Raw genomic sequence first — 17,653 nt, 5'->3', positions numbered from 1 at the left:
GAGGGACGGGGATGGGACGCAATCAGCAGGTGGGGGCGCTGGGGGAGGACCTGGCGGCCGAGTTTCTCGAGTCGGCGGGCATAGTGGTGCTCGCGCGCAACTGGCGCAGCCGGTACGGGGAACTCGATCTGATCGCCGAGGACGGCGACACGGTGGTGTTCGTGGAGGTCAAGACCCGCACCGGCCTCGGATACGGCACGCCCGCCGAGGCGGTGACCGCGGTGAAGGCGGACCGGATCCGCCGACTGGCCGCGTTGTGGTTGTCCGGCCGGCAGCAACGGTGGCGGCGGGTGCGGGTCGACGTGGTCACGGTGCTGCTTCCACAGCGGGGCGAACCCTTGATCACCCACCGGCGGCAGGTGCTGTGATGGCGCTGGGGAAGGCGTACTCGGTGGCCGTCACGGGGGTGGACGGGCAGGTCGTGGAAGTCGAGGCCGACATCGGCCGCGGCCTGCCGGGAGTGAAGATGGTGGGCCTGCCCGACACCGCGCTGCAGGAGTCCCGGGATCGGGTGCGCGCGGCGGTGACGAATTCCGGTGGTGAATGGCCGGATTCGCGCGTGGTGCTGGCCCTGTCGCCGGCGACGCTGCCGAAGGTGGGCAGCGTGTACGACCTCGCCCTCGCGTGTGCGGTGCTCAACGCCGCCAAGTCGATTCCGCCCGAGGGTGTTTCGCGGACGGTTCTGCTCGGAGAGCTGGCGCTCGACGGCCGGGTGCGGTCGGTGCGCGGGGTACTGCCGGCGGTGCTGTCCGCCAAACGCGCCGGGTGGGAGCGGGTGGTGGTCCCGGCCTCCACGATGTCCGAGGCCGGGCTGGTCGACGGCATCGACATCTACGGGGCGGACACCCTCACCGAGGTGGTGCTGTGGCTGCGCGGAGACGGCCCCCTCGAGCGGCCCGGTCCCCGGCCGGTGGGGGAGCGGCCGGGGCGGGCGGACATGAGCGAGGTGGTCGGTCAGCACGAGGCGCGACGGGCCATCGAGATCGCCGCCGCCGGCGCGCACCACCTGATGCTCACCGGCCCACCCGGAATCGGGAAGACGATGCTCGCCCAGCGGCTTCCCGGCGTGCTGCCGGCGCTGACGGAGGAACAGGCGCTCGAGGTGACCGCGATCCACTCCGTCGCCGGAACCCTGTCGGCGGACCGGCCGCTCGTCACCGACCCGCCGTTCATCGCTCCACACCACACCGCCTCGGTCAGCTCGCTCGTCGGTGGGGGCAGCGGCATGGCCAAACCCGGCGCGGTCAGCCGTGCACACCGGGGCGTGCTGTTCCTCGACGAGGTCGCCGAGATGGGCACCAAGGCGCTCGAGGCGCTGCGGACCCCGCTCGAGGACGGCGAGGTGCGGATCGCCCGCCGCGACGGCGTCGCGCGCTATCCGGCGCGGTTCCAGCTGATCCTCGCCGCCAATCCGTGCCCGTGTGCCCCGCCGCGCGACGCCGACTGCGTGTGCCCGCCCACCGCCCGACGTCGCTACCTGGGCAGGCTGTCGGGTCCGCTGCTGGACCGAGTGGACCTGCGGGTCCGGATGGAGACGGTGGCCACCGGCGCCCTCATGGGGGAGGCGGGGGAGAGCACCGAGGACGTCCGCGCCCGAGTGGCCCGCGCCCGGGCCGCGGCGGCCGAGCGGTGGGGGGTCCACGGCTGGAGCACCAACGCCGAGGTGCCCGGCCCTGCACTCCGGCAGAAGTTCCGCCTGCCCGCCGCGGCGCTCAAGCCGGTCGAATGGGCGCTGCGGAAGGGCGCGATCACCGCCCGCGGGGCCGATCGGGCGTTGCGCGTCACGTGGACGCCACTATAGCGGAATAGATGCCTAGAATGGCAAGCATGACCCAGCGCGTAGCCGTGTATCTCCGCCAGTCACAGGACCGGGACGGTACGGAGTACGGCATCCAACGCCAGCGGGAGGACGTTCTCCGCCTCGTCCAGGGTCGTGGCTGGACCGTGGCGGCGGAGTACGTCGATAACGACACCTCCGCCACGAGCCGGAAGCCGCGGCCCGGGTTCGAGGCCATGATGGAGGCGGTGGACCGGGGAGAGGTGGACGTCATCGCCGCCCGTCACGTGGACCGCCTCGTTCGTCGTCTCGTGGACCTTGAGGGCGTCCTGGAGCGGTGCCACGCCCACGGGACCACGGTTGTCACCGCGTCGGATGGAGTGGACACCGCCACGGACGGAGGCCGCCTCGTCGTCCGGATCCTGGGGTCCGTGGCCCAGGGGGAGATGGAACGTAAGTCCGCCAGGCAGAAGTCCGCCATGGCCCAGGCCGCGGCCCAGGGGCGTTACGTAGGTGGGCGGCGGGCGTTCGGGTACGAACAGGACGGCGTGACGATCCGGCCCGACGAGGCCGCCCTCATCGTCACGGGCTACGAGGCGGTCCTGGCGGGGGAGTCGCTGGCGGCGGTGGCCCGTATGTGGAACGAGTCCGGTATCGGCACGACCCAGGGCGGGACGGAGTGGGAGCGGTCCGCGGTGAAGGACGTTCTCATCAACGCCCGGAACGCCGGTCTCCGCCGACACCGCCCGGAAGGCACTCACGCCACCTATCGGCAGGATCCCACCTCGTTCGTCGTGGGACGGGCCGTGTGGGAGCCCATCGTCCCGGAGGACACCTGGCGGGCCGTCGTGGCCATCCTCACGGACCCATCGCGGCGGAAGCCATCCCAGCGTGGCCGGAACCTCCTCACGAGCGTGGCGTTGTGCGGCGTGTGTGAGGAGGGAAACCGTCCCACGGTCCACGCCGGGGGAGCCCGCCGCCATTACCGGATCTATCGGTGCCGGGACCACCACCACCTCCAGCGGATGGCGGAGCCGGTGGACGAGTACGTGGAGGCCCTCATGGTGGCCCGTCTGTCCCGTCCCGACGCCCTGGCCGTGTTCGCTCCCAGGGTGGAGGAGGACACGCGGGACCTCTCCGCGGAGGCCGACGTACTCCGCCGCCGCCTCGAGGACCTGGCCGCGGACTACATGCACATGACCCGGGAACAGTTCCGTATCGCCAACGAGAGCGTCCGGTCCCGTCTGGCGGAGGTGGAGGCGGAGATAGCCGCCGCCGGGGCCGCGGACGTTATCGCTCCGTTGGTCACCTCCGGCGACGTGGCGGCGGCGTGGAGCGAATTGTCTACGGCCCGTAAGCGTTCCGTCATCGACACGTTGGTGACCGTGACCCTCTACTCACCGGGTCGCGGCCGGCGGGCGTTCGACCCGGAAACTGTAGGCATCGACTGGAAAACCACGGAGTAAAGCAGTCAAATTAACGGGGCCGCAACGGGTTCCAAAGCTGTCATTGTTGCCTGGTCCAAGGTGACCGTGTACCTTGGCGTCCACGGGGTTACGCGGCCCTTGCATACCGGGTGGTGATTCGTCACCACCGAAACGACGCCTTTTGGTGGATCGTGAGGTCCATCCCCAGGGGATACGTGAAGTTGAAAGCCCGATGGCCGCGCGGGAGTCCTTCCATCCGCCTGGGTCAATCTTCCGTTGACCCAGGAGCCCTACATGGCTATCTCTGTTCGATCCCGCAGCATCTCCGGCCATATCGGCGTTGCCCTCAAGCGGGACCCCAGTGCGGACTTGACGGACCTCCGTCGTGACCTGGCCGCTTCTCGGATACAGGACCACATAGAGGAGGTCCTGGCCAAGGCTCCGCCGCTCACTCCTGCCCAGGTGGACCGTTTGACCGTGATTCTCCGGGGCGGTGGCGTGGCATGAGCACAAAGAGAAACGGCCCCACCGGTAAGGGTGAGACCGCCTCCGACGTACTGGAATCCGTCACGGCCCAGCATACCGGATCCCGGCCTGGCCGTGAGGATCCCGTGGCGGTGGCGTCATGACCGCCGCGTGGGATGACGACGAGGACCTCCGGGCCAACGAGCCGCGGGCGTACGACCCCGCGGAGCCGTGGGACCTCATCGACGTGGACCCGGACGCCGTGGCCATGTTCGAGGCGGCCCTCGAGGCGGTGGACGGGGATATCGACCGTGTATCCGCCGCCGCTCTCCATGCCCTCGTGGACGGCCTGGAGCTGGACGAGTGGCTGGAGGTCCAGCTCCCCGCGGACCATCCCGTCAACCTCTGTAGGACGGAGCTGGAGTTCCGGGACCACTACCAGGAGGCCAAGGCCAGGGAACGGGCCAAGCGGGAGGAGCGGGCAGAGGCCCAGGCGGAGGCAGACCAGCGCACCGCGGAGGAGGAGGCGGAGGCCAAGGCCAAGGCGGCGGACGACTATTTCCAGAGACTCGTCAAGGCGGAGACCCAGAAACTCCGGGCCCGCCGGGATGCCCAGGAGATTCTCCGCCGTGAACAGGAGGGGGAGGCACCCCCGTTCGATGACGGCCTCCTGGAGGAGGTCCTGGCCCGTCCTCCGGAGCCTCCGTACCGGATTGAGGGCCTCATCCCGTCCGACGCGGGAACCGTCATTGTGGCCCAGCGCAAGGCCGGCAAGACCACGTTGATGCTCAACCTGGCCCGGTGTCTGCTCACCGGGGAGGAGTTCCTGGGCCGGTTCCCCGTCGTCCCGCTCACGGGCCGTCTGGGGTTCCTCAACTACGAGGTGTCCGCCGCCCAGTTGGCACGATGGGCCGACGACGCGGGCGTGGACCGCCGCCGCCTGTACCTGGCCAACCTCCGTGGCCGCCGAAACCCGTTGGGCCACAAACAGGACCGGGCGGAGCTGGCCGGGAGGATGAAGGCCCACGGCGTGGAGGCCGTGATCGTGGACCCGTTCGGGCGGGCCTACACGGGCACCAACCAGAACGACGCCGGGGAAGTTGGCGCGTGGCTTACGGACCTGGACTCGTTCGTCCGGACGGAGGTGGGAGCCCGGGACCTGTTCCTCACCGTTCACGCCGGATGGAACGGGGAACGGACCCGCGGCTCCTCCGCCATTGAGGACTGGGGAGACGCCCTCGTGTTCCTCACCAAGGACGACATGGACCGCCGGTATCTCAAGGCGGAGGGCCGGGACGTGGAGCTGGACGAGGACGCCCTGGACTACGACCCCGCCGCCCGCCGACTCATGTTGTCCGGGGCCGGGAACCGGAAGGCGGCGGCCAAGCGGGTGAAGGCGGACAAGCTCATGCCGGTGGTGGAGCGGATCGTCACGGAGACGCCCGGACTCAACTGGTCCGCTCTCCTCAAGGCGGTACGCGCCGCCCCGGACGCTGGGGAGTTCCAAGACGGGGACGTGACCCTGGCCGTCCAGCTCCTGGGCGGGACCGGACGTATCCGCCGGGAGGTTGGCGGCCCCGGAAAGCCGACGCTCCACTACCCGTGGGAGCCGTTCGACCCCGCCGCCGGGGCCTCCGATGACACCGCCCCGGCAACCTCTGCCAAGGGTTCCGATGGGTAAGGGGCGTTTGGCAGAGGTGGCAGAGGTTCACCGCCGCCCAAAGTCCCAGGTCGTAACCTCTGCCAACCTCTGCCAAACCTCTGCCAGGCAGAACTCCCCGACCTCTGCCAACCCCTATATATGGGGTTGGCAGGGGTTGGGCGGTGGTTTCGACGATTCACGTCGTCGGGGCGGCGTCCAGGAAATGGGGCGGCGGTGTCTACCTTGTCGGCCCCGTGATGGACCCGGGGCGGTGTCTGCCCTTTCCTCATCCCTTCCCCAGAACAGGACTCACCTCATGACCGCGTACCCACTTCTCCCTCTCGGATCCGTCGTCATCCCTACGACCGCGGATCTAGCACTCCTGCACTACAACGACGCCGGGGACCAGTACCGGTGTTATTCCGTCGTGGCCATGGCCTCCATCCCGGAGGCCGGCGGTGTCCGCGTCGTCCCCCTCGTCGTCAAGGGCTACCGCATCGTCCGGGCCGACGAGGTGGGCCGTCCGGATCGTTGTCTCCTCGCGGCAGACGGCCTCCCGGCCCCGGCCCGTATCGCTCCTGCCACCAGGACCGGGGCGGCGTCATGACCACGGCACCCTGGGCGGGGGAAGGTGGGAAGGCGGCGGACAACGCCAAGGCCGCCGCCGCCCTGCTCTCCCGCTCCACCACCCGCGACGAGGCCCCACTCCCACCGTGTGTGGACCGGCCCCACCTGTTCGACCATCACGAGACCAGGGCCGCCCTCGTGGACGAGCTCCCTCGTCTCCTCGAGGCCGAACGCCTCTGCCTCCAGTGCCCCCTCCTGGCCTCGTGTGAGGTCCTGGCCGATGGGTTCAAGGGCGTGGCGGCGGGGAGGCTCTACGGGTTCCCTCACGTGCCCGATGGGATCCCGCCCTCGTCGGTCCAGACCAGGCGGACGAGGCAGAGGAGGGCGGCGTAATGGCCGTCCGCTCGTCCTCGTCCGTCTCCGTGGCGTACGGAGCCGGGACGGGGCCACCCAGGGGGAGGGGGGCCGCTCCGCTCCAGGCGGTGGGGCCCTGGACACCGGCCACTCAGGTCGGCACACGCGGGCTCAGGTTGGGCCCCAATTTGACCCATCATCTGTACCAACAGGAGGAAATATGACCATCCACGATGAGCTCACCAAGGCGGAGGCCACGCTCACGGTCTCCATGGCTCTCTACGCGGCGGCGGTGGGAGACGATGAACGAGTGGCACAACTGGCCGCCCACGATGACCCCGCCGTGATACGCCAGGCGTTCGCCATGTTGGCCTCGTGGACCGCGGCCACGGTCCGGGCGGCGGTGGGGTCCCGCTCCGCGACCATTGCGCTCCTGGCGGACTCCGCGGAGGCGGCGTATCTGGAGGCGGCGTATGCCGTCCCGGAGACCGGGGCCTACGCGGTCCTCCAGGACGAGAACGGAGAAGATCATGGGTAAGGGACCGGCTCCGCGTCCGCCCGCGTTGAAACTCCTCAACGGACGCCGGGAGGGTTACGACTCCGGAGGCCGGAAGATCAACCCGGGCCCCGGATTTAAGCGGGAGCCGCTGGGACCGCCTCCGCCGGGCCTCCCCGACGTGGCGGCGGCGGAATGGGCGGCGGTGGCTCCGGAGCTGGACCGCCTCGAGCTCTCCAAGGCCATCGACCGGACGGCCTTCCGGACCTACTGCCTGGCCGTCCAGAGGCTCCACGACGCTCAGGAGGCGGTGGACCGCGACGGGCTCACGGTCTCCGGCTCCACGGGGTCCCTCGTGAAGCATCCGGCGGTGGCCATCCTCGAGGCGGCGGAGCGGTCCGTGAGGTCCTGGGCCCAGGAGTTCGGGCTCACTCCGTCCGCGGAGGGGCGGATCCACGCCCAGGCCGCCAACCCGGACGACGAGGACAACCCGTTCGCGGACGGCTCCACCGCGTAGCCGACGAGGGCAGGGGCGGCGGGAACATCGTGTCCCGCCGCCCTTCTCGTGTCACGTGACGTAATGTGAACGATGAGGTACCGGTCCGGCGTCGGGCTACAGCCGTCCGTCTCGTCACGAGGCCAGCGGAAACCACGCTCCGGTCACCCACGGGCCAGCGGTCACCAGTCCGCGGGAGCCGTCACCGCCCAGAGGCGGTGGCCATGCCCCGGACCCTCAACCCGTCCGTCCGGGAAACTAACCAATCCCGTTGAAACGGAGCACATCTCATGTACACACTCAAGGAACGCAAGGCCGCCGCCGCCAAGGCCGCCCAGGCCCAGGTGGAGACCGCCAAGGCCATTTCGGCCAAGGCCCAGGCGGAGCGTCGGGACCTCACCGCCGACGAGCGCAAGGGCTACGACGAGGCCATGGCCAAGGCCAAGGGCCACCTGGAAACCCTCAAGACGATGAACTCGGACGAGAAGATCCTGGCCGACACCAAGGCCCTGGCTGCCCAGATCGGGGACCCGGTGGACGAGCACGGTAACCGTATCGACGGGTTCACCTCCCCGGCCTCGTCCGGCGGCGTGAAGCGTCGCGGTCTGCCGTTCACCCGGAAGTCCGGGGCGGGGACTCTCGCAAAGTCCATCGCCAAGACGATGGCGTCCTCCGGCAACGGATCCAAGGCCCTGGCCCCGGCGGGGACCGCGTTCACGCCTACGCCCGTCGTCGCGGACCTCGTGGCCCTGGCGGATCCCGGAGCCACGCTCCTGGACGCGCTGGGCGTTCTCGTGGCGGCGGAACCCACCTACCGTTACCTCCGCCAGACCACCCGCGACAACAACGCCGCGGTGGTGGCCCAGGGACAGACCAAGCCCACGAGCACCATGGGTCTGGAACAGATCGACGATCGGCTCCGGATCGTGGCCCACCTCTCGGAGGGGATACACGAATACTGGCTCCGGGACTCCGCCTCGTTGAACCGGTTCGTGGAGGACGAGCTCGTTCTGGGCGTCCTCCGGGCCCTGGAGGACGAGGTGGTCAACGGTGACGGCACCGGGGAGCACTTCACCGGGTTGGCCAACGTCTCCGGTATCCAACTCCAGGCGTTCGCGGTGGACGGCCTGACAACGATCCGTAAGGCCATCACCAAGTTGGAGGTGGCAGGTCACGCCGCCGGCCTCATCGCGGTTCACCCGACCGACTGGGAAACCCTCGAACTCTCCCGGACCTCCGGAGACGGAAACCTCGAGCTCGTGGACTCCCCGGTGGACCGGGCCGCCCGCCGCCTCTGGGGCGTCCAGGTCGTGCCGTCCGTGGCGGTGGAGCTGGGTACCGCCTTCGTCCTCGACACCGCGGCGGTGGAGGTCCGGACGGACGGGGCGGTGGAAACCAAGTGGAGTGAGGCAGACGGCCTGTTCGAGAAGAACGAGACGCGGGCTCGTACGGAGACGCGGGCCAACCTGGACGTGTTCCAGCCTCTGGGCATCGTCAAGGCGTCCCTGGCCTCCACGCCGTAAGACTCCTCCGGGGCGGAGTGGTTACCCGCCCGGAGGTACGCGGTCCTCCTGCCAGGAACTCCAGGACCGCACACAAGAGGCCCCGTCCGGTTCATCGGTCCGGACGGGGCCTCTCTCGTGTTTGCGGTGGCTACTCGTTGTCGGCCTGGGCCACCATCTCTTTTTCGTCGTACGCAGCGGTCCACTTGCCTGGCGGGTACGCGCCGATGGCCCTGGAATCTGCCGCACCGGTCCCCTTGGTCGCCACCAAGAGCGTGCCGTCTGGCTGGACTTTCACGGAGTAACCGCGTTCGTAGTCGTGGACGACCTGCGCCGCGTTCTCGTCGGCGTCAAATGTATGCACACGGATAGCCATGCTCGGACCGTACCGCTGGGGACTCTCGTATATCTGGAAACGGAGCGGCTCCGCCGAACTCCCCCGGCAACGAGAGGCCCCGCCCCAGTTGGTTACTCCTGGGCGGGGCCTCTGGCATGTTCGCGGACGTGGCTACGCTTCCAGTCCATGACCGAAAACGAACCCGTCAACCTCGAACTGATCGCGCGCCAGAAGGGGCTTGAAATCATGACTAGCGGGCCGAATCCCACGGACCCAGCAGTCACGTATCACGTCTACAAGCCGATCCGTCGGGAGGACGAGCCAGACTTGTTGGCCTCGCAGTTGAACCGGGATGAGGCAATCAAGTTCGTGGTCGCGTACGAACCGAACGTGTAATCCTCCGAGCACGTCAAGCGGCCCCGTCGAACCGGCGGGGCCGCTCAACCTCGAAAAGGTGCATCCGACAGACGAATTCTCGTATCCGGAGAGCCAATCGACCCGAGGAGTCGCTCCAGGGATTCTCTGCGTAGTTCGCGTTCGCCGCCTGGTCCTACAACAATCTCCGTGATTGTGGGCCGTCCTCCGAGAGTGAGAGGGAAGTGGAGTTTTACGTAGGGGATCAGTCCGACCCCTCCCACCCGGAAATGTGTGTCCCTGCTCTGTGTATGGCGGTGAACCAACCGCCACTCCGCCTCTGCTTCGAATGCTCCGTGCTTGACCTCTGCAAGCCACCTTGCGCATACGGCGCGGAACACGTTCGGCCATTCGTAAGACTTCTTGCCCGCTGCAACGTCCTCCAAGTTCTGGGCCAGCTCCGCGGCGCATTCCTCCAGGAAAGAGTCCGAGTCTGTCGGGCCGTACTTCACGTGTACCGGCTCTTGGAGCGTCGTCATCGCAAGGTCTGGGGTGCGTTCGTAAGACTCGGTATCCAGCACTGCAAACTTTCTGAACACCTCTCGGTCGAACCCGATGGCGTACCCGCCGCCATATCCGCGCCACTGGCTCAATAAGTCTCCGGACTCACAGAAACAGGTGACGTGTGGAAGGGTCCGCTCGGTGTCGGTGCCATAGGTCAATTCGAAACGGCCGTCCCTCACGGTTGCCGCCAACTCTCGAAGACGTTCGATCACTTCCGGAGTCCGTGATTCCTCCGCGTGCCGTTCCAGTTTCTCTGCCAATGCGGCGGCCCCGAATGTCAGCTCGTGGGCGTCGTTGAGGTACCGCGCATCGGTAGCCCAGAGCGTTCCGAAGGACGCGCCCTTCTCAAAGCCGAACGGGGAACCTTCTGTCCCAGGCAAGGACAGGGGACTTCCGATTATGCCGAGTAGACCAGTGGAGTCCGTGTAGTGGTACAGAATTTCCGGCGGTGTACGCAGCGTTGTAGACATCCGGGGAATGTACTGGACGGTCCCGACAAGATGAAGCGGAGCGGGCTACGCCCGTGCTGCCCTGACCGAGCGGAGCACCCAGGGGTGCCGGTGTCGAATGCCCCATCACCGGATCCCACGGACCAGTCCCCCTAACCGCGTCGGGCCAACACGAGTAGCCCGACCGCTACATGCGGACGAGCTCGGTTGGACTCTCCACGCCATCTGGCCAGACCTACCGGGAGAGCGCCCCGCCGGTTCGGGGAGATGACCGGGCGGGCTGGGTAACGTCAAGCTCCGCGATAACGACGACGGAAACCACGTCCGCTACAAGGCGGCGTTCGGTGTCGCCTGGACGTTGGCGGACCTGGCCGAACTGGACGCACCGGGTGAGGTGCAGGTGGCGGCGGCGCTGGATTTCCGGGATCGGGGGACGGCGTGAGCGCGGCGGAGCCGCGCCGGCTGGCGTGGGCGTACCTGTCGACGGTCGCCCAGGGTGCGTCGCGGATGCTGAATGCTGCGATCGAGGCGGACGGCCCGGAGGCGGTCGCCGCGGCCGTGCGCGACGGCTCGATCGGCGGCGCGTTACGCCGTCGCACCGTCGCACGTGCCCATCTCGACTCGGCGGCGCAGGATCTCGAGCTCGTCGCGCGGCTGGGTGGACGGTTGGTGACGCCGGACGACGCGGAGTGGCCGGCGTGGCAGTTGCTGGCGTTCGACGGCCTCGACGGCGCGGACACCGATGCGGCGCCGGTGGCGCTGTGGGTGGTGGGTCGGCGGCGCATCGACGAGCTGGTCGAGCGGTCCGTCGCCGTGGTCGGCACGCGTGCGGCGAGCGGCTACGGGGAGAACGTGACCGCGGAGATCGCCGGGGACCTGGCGATGGACGGGTGGGCGGTGCTGTCGGGGGCGGCTTTCGGGGTCGATGCCGCGGCGCATCGGGCGGCGCTGGGGGTCGGCGGCGCGACGATGGCGGTGCTCGCGTGCGGGGTGGACCGGGCGTATCCGGCGGCGCACACCGGGTTGCTGCGGCAGATCGCCGAGCACGGGGCGGTGGTCAGCGAGTATCCGCCCGGGACGGTGCCGGCGCGGTTCCGGTTCCTGGCCCGCAATCGGCTGGTCGCCGCGCTCGGCGGAGGTGTGCTGGTGGTGGAGGCGGGGTGGCGCAGCGGGGCGCGGAACACGGCGGCGTGGGGCCGGCGGCTGGGGCGTCCGGTGCTGGCGGTGCCGGGGCCTGTGACATCGGCGGCGTCGCAGGGCTGTCATCGGATGATCCGGGAGCAGGAGGCGCGGCTGGTGGGCACCGCGCGCGAAGTCGTCGAGGAGATCGGCCCGATGGGCGTGAGCGACGACGGCGACGGGCGGTGGGCGCGTGCGCTCGACGGGCTCTCGGGCGACATGGCGTCCGTGTACGAGGCCCTGCCGGCGGTGGGGGCGGTGTCGGTGCAGCAGCTGTCGGAGGCGTCGGGGCTGCTCGTGGAGCGGGTGCGGGCGGCGTTGCCGCTGCTCGAGCTGGAGGGACACGTGCAGCGGGAGGGGGCCGGCTGGGCGCGCAGCGTGTGACGGTCAGGACTGCTCGTGCCCGCGCAGCTCCTCGGCCTTGGACAGGATCGGCTTGTAGTACCTGTCGCCGAGTACCTTCGTCACCTGGGCCGCGAGCTCGGTCTCTCCGGTCTGGAGCAGGACGTACTCGAGTTCGGCCAGCTGTGCGCCGATCGTTTCGCGCCGGCGGTCGGTGTCCTCGAGGGCGCCGACCAGGCTGGTCAGGTACTGCGACGTGACGGTGTTCATCGTTTCTCGCATACCGCAACGATGGCGGAATTCCGTCGTGATTTCGGCGGATCGGGCGATCCCGGTGGTGCCACGGCGAGGCGGTGCTGTGGCTGCGGCCGGACCGCACGCGTAGGCTGCCATGGTTAGGTAAGCCTGAGCAAATATGGAGGTGGGCGTGGCCCCGAAGACCCCGCGATCGACGACCCTGACAGTGACGGGCAGCGAACGCCTGACCCCGCACCTGGTGCGGGTCCACTTCGGCGGTCCCGGATTCGACGAGTTCGAACCCGGCCCGTACACCGACTCGTACGTCAAACTCGAACTGGAGGCGGGCGGCGGGACGGTCCTGCGCACCTACACGGTGCGAGCAGTGAACCCGCGGTCCAGGCAGATCGCGATCGACTTCGTCGTCCACGGCGATCACGGTGTCGCCGGACCCTGGGCGGCATCCGTCCGGCCGGGGCAGACCGTCGTGGTCCGCGGGCCGGGCGGCGCCTACCGGCCCGATCCGGAGGCCGACTGGCACCTGCTCGCCGGTGACGACACCGCGATACCGGCCGTCGCTGCGGCGCTCGAGGCGCTGGCGCCGGACGCAGTGGGCCGGGTGTTCCTCGAGGTCACCGACGCCGCCGACGCGATCGACCTCGCGGCGCCCCCCGGCGTCGAGGTCACCTGGCTGCACCGCGGCTCCGGTGCCGGGGCCGTCGGGCCGGACCTCTCCGGCGCGAACGCGCCGCTCGTCGCCGCGGTGACCGGCGCCGAGTGGCTTCCGGGAGATCCGCACGTGTTCATCCACGGCGAGGCGGAGACCGTCATGCACCACCTGCGGCCGTACATCCGCAAGACCCGCGGGGTTCCGGCGGCACGCGCGTCGATCTCCGGGTACTGGCGGCGCGGCCGCAGCGAGGAGGGCTTCCGGGAGTGGAAGCGCGAACTCGCGACGGTCGAGGCGCGGTGACGGTGCTCAGGCGCGCTCGCGGGTGAGGGTGAGCAGCGCGGTCATGGAGAGCGCGGCCGAGATCGCTATCGCCAGCGCCATCGGCAGCGCGGTGTCCTCCCCGCCGAGCCCGACCAGCGGCGACACCAGGGCGGCCAGGCCGAACTGGGACGCGCCCATGACCGCGGAACCGGTGCCCGCGGCCTTCGGTACCTGCCCCTGCGCCAGCGCCGTCGCGTTGCCCATGACGAAGCCCAGGCTGGAGACGACGAGGAACAGCAGCGGCAGCACCAACCAGCGGTTCGTGTCGGCCACCAGGACGGCGAGCACCAGCAGCACCCCGGCGGTCAGCATCTGGGTCACGCCGTAGCGCAACAGGTCCCGCACCTCGAAGCGGCCGATGAGCCGGGTGTTGACGATGTTGCCTGCGACGAGGCCCACCGAGTTGGCGGCGAAGATCAGGGAGAACTGTCCCGGCGTCATGCCCAGGACCTCCTGGACCACGAACGGTGACGCGGAGATGTACGAGAACATCGCGCCGAAGCCGAGCGCGAACGTCGCGGCATAGCCCACGAACCGTCGGTTGCCGATCACCGTGCCGAAGTTGCGGGCGAGCATCGCCAGGCCCCCGCTGTGGCGTCGCTCGGGCGGCAGGGTCTCCGGGACGACCGTGAGCACCGCGACGATCATCAGCACGGCCAGGCCCGTCAGGACCCAGAAGATGCCGCGCCAGCCGATGGGCCCCAGGAGGACGCCGCCCAGCAGGGGCGCGACGATCGGTGCCACACCGCCGATGATCATCATGACGCTGAACAGGCGGGCGGCCTCGTTGCCGCGGGCGCGGTCCGCGATCACCGCGCGCGCCAGCACGATTCCTGTGCCGCCGCTGAAGCCCTGGATCAACCGGGCCGCGATGAGCACCTCCACCGTCGGTGCCGTCGCGCACAGGGCGCTGCTCAGGGCCAGGACGACGGTGCCCGCCAGCAGCAGGCGGCGCCGGCCCCACCCGTCGGAGAGCGGGCCCACGATCAGCTGCCCGACACCCAGGCCGGCCATGAACGTGGTGAGAGTGAGCTGGATACCGACCGTGCTGGTGCCGAGGCTCTCCGACATGACCGGCAGTCCGGGCAGATACATGTCGGTGGCCAGAGGCGCGGTGGCGGAGAGCAATGCCAGTCCGAACAGCATCGGCAACGGAATCGTTTTACTCACGAACTAACCTTAGTGTGCCCTCGGTCGGCGTGTTCGGTTGCGTGGGCGGTGCCCACGGCGCACGGTGACGGCCATGGACACCGCGCTGCCGCCGCCCCTCGCCGTGCACCTCGAGGAGTTCGTCGAGCACCTCGACCTGCAGGGCGGCCGGTCGGCCCACACGATCCGCGCGTACACCACCGACATCCGCACCCTCCTCGCTCACCTCGAGGCCGGCCACCCGGATGCGCGGATCGCCGACCTCACTCTCGAGGTGCTCCGCTCCTGGCTCGCCGGCCAGGTGACGAGTGGCGCCGCCCGCACGACCCTGGCGCGGCGCACCTCGTCCGCCCGCACCTTCTGCGCGTGGCTGGCTCGCACGGGCCGGCTCGACCACGATCCCGCGGCGCGGCTGGCATCGGCCCGCACCCATCGCACTCTCCCGCCGGTACTGCGTGCCGACCAGGCCTGTGAGGTGATGACCGCTGCGGAAGCCGGTGCGCGCGAGATGGAGCCGGTGGCACTGCGGGATCGGCTCGTGCTGGAACTGCTGTATGCGACGGGTATCCGGGTCGGTGAGCTGTGCGGACTCGACGTCGACGACGTCGACACCGAGCGCAGGGCGCTGCGCGTGGTCGGCAAGGGCAACAGGGAACGGACCGTGCCGTACGGGGCGCCCGCGGCCGCCGCGCTCGACGCGTGGCTGCGCACCGGGCGGCCCGCCCTCGCGCGCCCGGATTCGGGGCCCGCCCTGCTGCTCGGCAAACGCGGCGGTCGGCTGGGCCCGCGCCAGGTCCGTACCGTGGTCCACGAGACCGTGGCCGCCGTCCCTGGCGCGCCGGATCTCGCGCCGCACGGGCTGCGGCACAGCGCCGCAACACACCTGCTCGAGGGGGGCGCCGACCTGCGGGTGGTGCAGGAGCTGCTGGGGCACTCGAGCCTGGCGACGACCCAGCTCTACACCCATGTCTCGGTAGCACGGCTGCGTGCGGCACACGAACAGGCGCATCCGCGGGCGTGACCTGTACGCGGCGACGGCCGCGGCGCGGTTTGGTACGGTCGCCGCCGCATCTGCTGTGCAATCCGGGGGGATAAGTGGCATACGACGAGTCGACGCACGCTCTGCCGGCCTGGCTTCGGGACGAGCCGGCGCCCGACCCGGCGCCGACCGGTCGCCGGGGCAGGCGACGGGGGAGTGACCGGACGGTCGGGGGGGCCCGTCGAGGCCGAGCCGCCCGTGCAGCCGCCGGCGGCTGCCGAGCCCGTTCGCCTCCCGGCTCCGGTGCCGTCGATTCCGTTCGGCATGCCACCACGACGCCGTCCCGACTCCGTGCCCGAATCGCCGGTCGTCGAACCCGCGATTCCCGAACCCGCGATTCCCGAGCCGGCGACGACCGAGCCGGCGACGACCGATCCGGCGGCGACGGAACCGGTGGTCGCCGAACCACCGGTAGCCGAAGCCGCGGTCACCGGGCCGGTAGCCGCCGAGGGTCCGGAAGAGGCCGTGCCGCCGAGTGATCCGGCGGGGCGTCGCCCCGCCGAGCCCGTGCCGGCTTCGCCGGAGTCCGGCTCGGAACCCGACGAGGTGCACCCGCGAATGTCGGAAGATGATGCGGGGCAGCGTTGTTCGACCATATCCGCGTCGTCCCGAGGGGTCTCGTCGGAGCTCGACGCGTCGGAGCCGCGGCCGTCGAACCTGGACCTGACCTCCGGTGCGCTCGTCCGGCGGTCCCGTCGCACCCCGGTGACCGGCTGGCGGCGCGGCGTGCACCGGCTCACCGGGGGAATCCTCGCGCCCGGCGAATCGGCCGACGAGGCACACAGGCGCGAGCTCGTCGACCGGGTCCGGCAGCCGATCAGCGGCGACTACCGGATCGCCGTGCTCTCCCTCAAGGGCGGTGTCGGAAAGACGACGACCACCGTCGGGCTCGGCGCCACGTTCGCCTCGTTGCGGGGCGACTGCGTGATCGCGGTGGACGCGAATCCCGACTTCGGCACGCTCGCACAGCGGGTGCCGCAGCAGACCGAGTCCACGGTGCGCGACCTGCTCGCCGCGGCCCCGCGGATCTCCCGCTACTCCGATGTCCGCGCGCACACTTCCCAGGCACCGAGCCGCCTCGAGGTGCTTGCGAGTGAACGCGACCCGGCCGTGTCGGAGGCGTTCAGCGAGGACGACTACCGCCGGGTCGTGGACATCCTGCGGGTGTACTACAACGTCGTCCTCACCGATTGCGGCACGGGCATCATGCATTCGGCCATGCGTGGTGTGCTCGCCCTCGCCCACGCCCTTGTGCTGGTCGCGTCCCCGGCGATCGACGGCGCCCGGAGCGCCGCGGCGACCCTCGACTGGCTGCAGCACCACGGGTTCGGGGCGCTCGTCGAACGCACCGTCGTGGTGATCAGCGCCGCCCGGCCCGGGGCCACCAACATCGACATGGAGGCTGTGACGGGCCACTTCCTCGCGCGGTGCCGGGCCGTGCAGGTGGTGCCGTTCGACGAGCACCTCGCCGAGGGGGCCGAGATCGACCTCGGCCTGCTCCGCCCGGCCACCCGCCGGGCCTTCCTCGAGCTCGCCGCCATGGTCGCCGACGACTTCGCGACGGTGTCGGGGCGTCACGCCGCCGGCCGTCGCGCGTAGCGGAGCGGAGCCGCGACCTGATGGGCCGTCGCGCGTAGCGGAGCGGAGCCGCGACCTGATGGGCCGTCGCGCGTAGCGGAGCGGAGCCGCGACCTGATCGGCCGTCGCGCGTAGCGGAGCCGCGGCCTACGGGAAACCGGCTGGAGACGGATCACCGACCGCACGAGCGGCAGAGGGTCGAGGTAGTCGTCGCGGTCCCGGCGCAGACCCCAGTGCAGGCAGGCCGGGGCGCGGCAGCCCTCGTGGCCCGGTTCGAGGGTGCCGAGCGGATCACCCCGTTCCACGCGCCGGCCGGCCGTCACCGTCGCGGTCACCGGCTCGTAGGTGGTGCGCAGCCCGCCGGCGTGCGCCACCGAGACGACGGGTTTGCCGGCGACGGTCCCGGCGAACACCACCACCCCGGCGCCGGCGGCGAGCACCGGCTGACCGGGCCGGCCGGTGAGGTCGGCGCCGCGGTGTCCGGGAAGCCAGTCGTGCTCGGGACCGTCGAAGGGGCGGGCCACGGTCGGCCGTGGATGCAGCGGCCAGCCGAACTCGCGCGGGGCGGCCGCGGCGGGAACCGAACCCGCGAGCGCGGTGAGCGCGGTCAGGACGGCGATCCCGGCGATCTTCATCCGCCCAGCGTGCCGGGCGGCGCCGGCGTGCGACAGGGCCTCGTCGACATTGTGGACAACCACCCGATCC

The 17,653-nt window shown here is 70.3% G+C and carries 16 protein-coding genes and 2 pseudogenes; 13 read left to right on the top strand and 5 right to left on the bottom strand.

What is annotated here, in order from left to right; all coding sequences use genetic code 11:
- Window positions 1–11 precede the first annotated feature (11 nt).
- From JYA75_RS20395 to JYA75_RS20360, 8 genes and pseudogenes are all read left to right on the top strand, one after another.
- Window positions 12–368 carry a YraN family protein gene (locus JYA75_RS20395; protein ID WP_203329285.1) on the top strand — a complete coding sequence of 119 codons (357 nt, stop codon included), beginning with the start codon at window positions 12–14 and terminating at the stop codon, window positions 366–368.
- A pseudogene (locus JYA75_RS20390) lies at window positions 368–1,792 on the top strand (YifB family Mg chelatase-like AAA ATPase); the annotation flags it as partial. The gene JYA75_RS20395 and the pseudogene JYA75_RS20390, both read left to right, overlap by 1 nt.
- 35 nt (window positions 1,793–1,827) lie before the next feature.
- A complete protein-coding gene (locus JYA75_RS20385; RefSeq protein ID WP_203329284.1) occupies window positions 1,828–3,243 on the top strand; it encodes a recombinase family protein in 1,416 nt (471 codons plus the stop codon).
- A 586-nt stretch (window positions 3,244–3,829) separates the two neighbouring features.
- Window positions 3,830–5,350 carry an AAA family ATPase gene (locus JYA75_RS20380; protein WP_203329283.1) on the top strand — a complete coding sequence of 507 codons (1,521 nt, stop codon included), beginning with the start codon at window positions 3,830–3,832 and terminating at the stop codon, window positions 5,348–5,350.
- A gap of 277 nt (window positions 5,351–5,627) precedes the next feature.
- Entirely contained in the window at window positions 5,628–5,918 is a 291-nt protein-coding gene (locus tag JYA75_RS20375; RefSeq protein WP_203329282.1) for a hypothetical protein, read from the top strand.
- Between the two features lie 534 nt (window positions 5,919–6,452).
- Entirely contained in the window at window positions 6,453–6,770 is a 318-nt protein-coding gene (locus JYA75_RS20370; protein WP_203329281.1) for a hypothetical protein, read from the top strand.
- A complete protein-coding gene (locus JYA75_RS20365) occupies window positions 6,763–7,245 on the top strand; it encodes a phage terminase small subunit P27 family (RefSeq protein WP_203329280.1) in 483 nt (160 codons plus the stop codon). The genes JYA75_RS20370 and JYA75_RS20365 overlap by 8 nt, the downstream gene beginning before the upstream one ends.
- 269 nt (window positions 7,246–7,514) lie before the next feature.
- On the top strand, window positions 7,515–8,747 hold the full coding sequence (locus JYA75_RS20360) for a phage major capsid protein (protein ID WP_203329279.1): 1,233 nt from the start codon (window positions 7,515–7,517) through the stop codon (window positions 8,745–8,747).
- A 130-nt stretch (window positions 8,748–8,877) separates the two neighbouring features.
- Here the strand turns inward: JYA75_RS20360 and JYA75_RS20355 are convergent, their stop codons facing one another.
- The gene (locus tag JYA75_RS20355; RefSeq protein ID WP_203329278.1) at window positions 8,878–9,102 is read right to left on the bottom strand and encodes a hypothetical protein; all 225 of its coding nucleotides are present in this window, start codon (window positions 9,100–9,102) and stop codon (window positions 8,878–8,880) included.
- A gap of 147 nt (window positions 9,103–9,249) precedes the next feature.
- On the opposite strand from JYA75_RS20355, the gene JYA75_RS20350 reads away from it, so the two are divergent.
- Entirely contained in the window at window positions 9,250–9,459 is a 210-nt protein-coding gene (locus JYA75_RS20350; RefSeq protein WP_203329277.1) for a hypothetical protein, read from the top strand.
- 44 nt (window positions 9,460–9,503) lie between these two features.
- Here JYA75_RS20350 and JYA75_RS20345 read toward each other — a convergent pair whose 3' ends face one another.
- Entirely contained in the window at window positions 9,504–10,451 is a 948-nt protein-coding gene (locus tag JYA75_RS20345) for a DUF2971 domain-containing protein (protein WP_203329276.1), read from the bottom strand.
- Between the two features lie 417 nt (window positions 10,452–10,868).
- Between JYA75_RS20345 and dprA the strand changes: the two genes are divergently transcribed.
- On the top strand, window positions 10,869–11,993 hold the full coding sequence (gene dprA, locus JYA75_RS20340) for a DNA-processing protein DprA (protein ID WP_006937456.1): 1,125 nt from the start codon (window positions 10,869–10,871) through the stop codon (window positions 11,991–11,993).
- Between the two features lie 3 nt (window positions 11,994–11,996).
- On the opposite strand, the gene JYA75_RS20335 is transcribed toward dprA, so the two are convergent.
- Window positions 11,997–12,233, bottom strand: coding sequence for a hypothetical protein (locus tag JYA75_RS20335; protein ID WP_231385896.1), 237 nt, complete (start codon window positions 12,231–12,233; stop codon window positions 11,997–11,999).
- Window positions 12,234–12,366: 133 nt separating this feature from the next.
- Here JYA75_RS20335 and JYA75_RS20330 point away from each other — a divergent pair, with 133 nt between their 5' ends.
- Window positions 12,367–13,161 (top strand): siderophore-interacting protein, encoded by a 795-nt coding sequence (locus tag JYA75_RS20330; RefSeq protein ID WP_037200801.1) that lies wholly within the window; start codon window positions 12,367–12,369, stop codon window positions 13,159–13,161.
- 6 nt (window positions 13,162–13,167) lie between these two features.
- On the opposite strand, the gene JYA75_RS20325 is transcribed toward JYA75_RS20330, so the two are convergent.
- A complete protein-coding gene (locus tag JYA75_RS20325) occupies window positions 13,168–14,328 on the bottom strand; it encodes a multidrug effflux MFS transporter (protein WP_029543234.1) in 1,161 nt (386 codons plus the stop codon).
- A gap of 97 nt (window positions 14,329–14,425) precedes the next feature.
- Between JYA75_RS20325 and JYA75_RS20320 the strand changes: the two genes are divergently transcribed.
- Together JYA75_RS20320 and JYA75_RS20315 are read left to right on the top strand one after the other, a co-directional pair.
- Window positions 14,426–15,352, top strand: a complete 927-nt coding sequence (locus JYA75_RS20320; RefSeq protein WP_006937450.1) for a tyrosine recombinase XerC — start codon at window positions 14,426–14,428, stop codon at window positions 15,350–15,352.
- Window positions 15,353–15,568: 216 nt separating this feature from the next.
- Window positions 15,569–16,969: an AAA family ATPase gene (locus JYA75_RS20315; RefSeq protein ID WP_152103937.1), complete on the top strand. Its 1,401-nt coding sequence runs from the start codon at window positions 15,569–15,571 to the stop codon at window positions 16,967–16,969.
- A gap of 134 nt (window positions 16,970–17,103) precedes the next feature.
- Here JYA75_RS20315 and JYA75_RS20310 read toward each other — a convergent pair.
- Window positions 17,104–17,583: pseudogene (locus tag JYA75_RS20310) on the bottom strand (M23 family metallopeptidase); the annotation flags it as partial.
- Window positions 17,584–17,653: the final 70 nt, after the last annotated feature.

It is taken from the genome of Rhodococcus sp. PSBB066, from assembly GCF_017068255.1.
Lineage (GTDB): Bacteria > Actinomycetota > Actinomycetes > Mycobacteriales > Mycobacteriaceae > Rhodococcus > Rhodococcus aetherivorans.
This window is presented reverse-complemented; position numbering and strand designations above follow the sequence as displayed.

Bases quoted from the DNA above. Each gene is read 5' to 3' on its own strand.
- JYA75_RS20385 (WP_203329284.1), top strand. From the start codon at position 1,828: ATGACCCAGCGCGTAGCCGTGTATCTCCGCCAGTCACAGGACCGGGAC.
- JYA75_RS20325 (WP_029543234.1), bottom strand. From the start codon at position 14,328: ATGCTGTTCGGACTGGCATTGCTCTCCGCCACCGCGCCTCTGGCCACC.
- JYA75_RS20365 (WP_203329280.1), top strand. From the start codon at position 6,763: ATGGGTAAGGGACCGGCTCCGCGTCCGCCCGCGTTGAAACTCCTCAAC.
- JYA75_RS20335 (WP_231385896.1), bottom strand. From the start codon at position 12,233: ATGCGAGAAACGATGAACACCGTCACGTCGCAGTACCTGACCAGCCTG.
- JYA75_RS20380 (WP_203329283.1), top strand. From the start codon at position 3,830: ATGACCGCCGCGTGGGATGACGACGAGGACCTCCGGGCCAACGAGCCG.
- JYA75_RS20350 (WP_203329277.1), top strand. From the start codon at position 9,250: ATGACCGAAAACGAACCCGTCAACCTCGAACTGATCGCGCGCCAGAAG.
- JYA75_RS20360 (WP_203329279.1), top strand. From the start codon at position 7,515: ATGTACACACTCAAGGAACGCAAGGCCGCCGCCGCCAAGGCCGCCCAG.
- JYA75_RS20330 (WP_037200801.1), top strand. From the start codon at position 12,367: ATGGAGGTGGGCGTGGCCCCGAAGACCCCGCGATCGACGACCCTGACA.
- JYA75_RS20355 (WP_203329278.1), bottom strand. From the start codon at position 9,102: ATGGCTATCCGTGTGCATACATTTGACGCCGACGAGAACGCGGCGCAG.
- JYA75_RS20320 (WP_006937450.1), top strand. From the start codon at position 14,426: ATGGACACCGCGCTGCCGCCGCCCCTCGCCGTGCACCTCGAGGAGTTC.
- JYA75_RS20395 (WP_203329285.1), top strand. From the start codon at position 12: ATGGGACGCAATCAGCAGGTGGGGGCGCTGGGGGAGGACCTGGCGGCC.
- JYA75_RS20370 (WP_203329281.1), top strand. From the start codon at position 6,453: ATGACCATCCACGATGAGCTCACCAAGGCGGAGGCCACGCTCACGGTC.
- JYA75_RS20345 (WP_203329276.1), bottom strand. From the start codon at position 10,451: ATGTCTACAACGCTGCGTACACCGCCGGAAATTCTGTACCACTACACG.
- JYA75_RS20375 (WP_203329282.1), top strand. From the start codon at position 5,628: ATGACCGCGTACCCACTTCTCCCTCTCGGATCCGTCGTCATCCCTACG.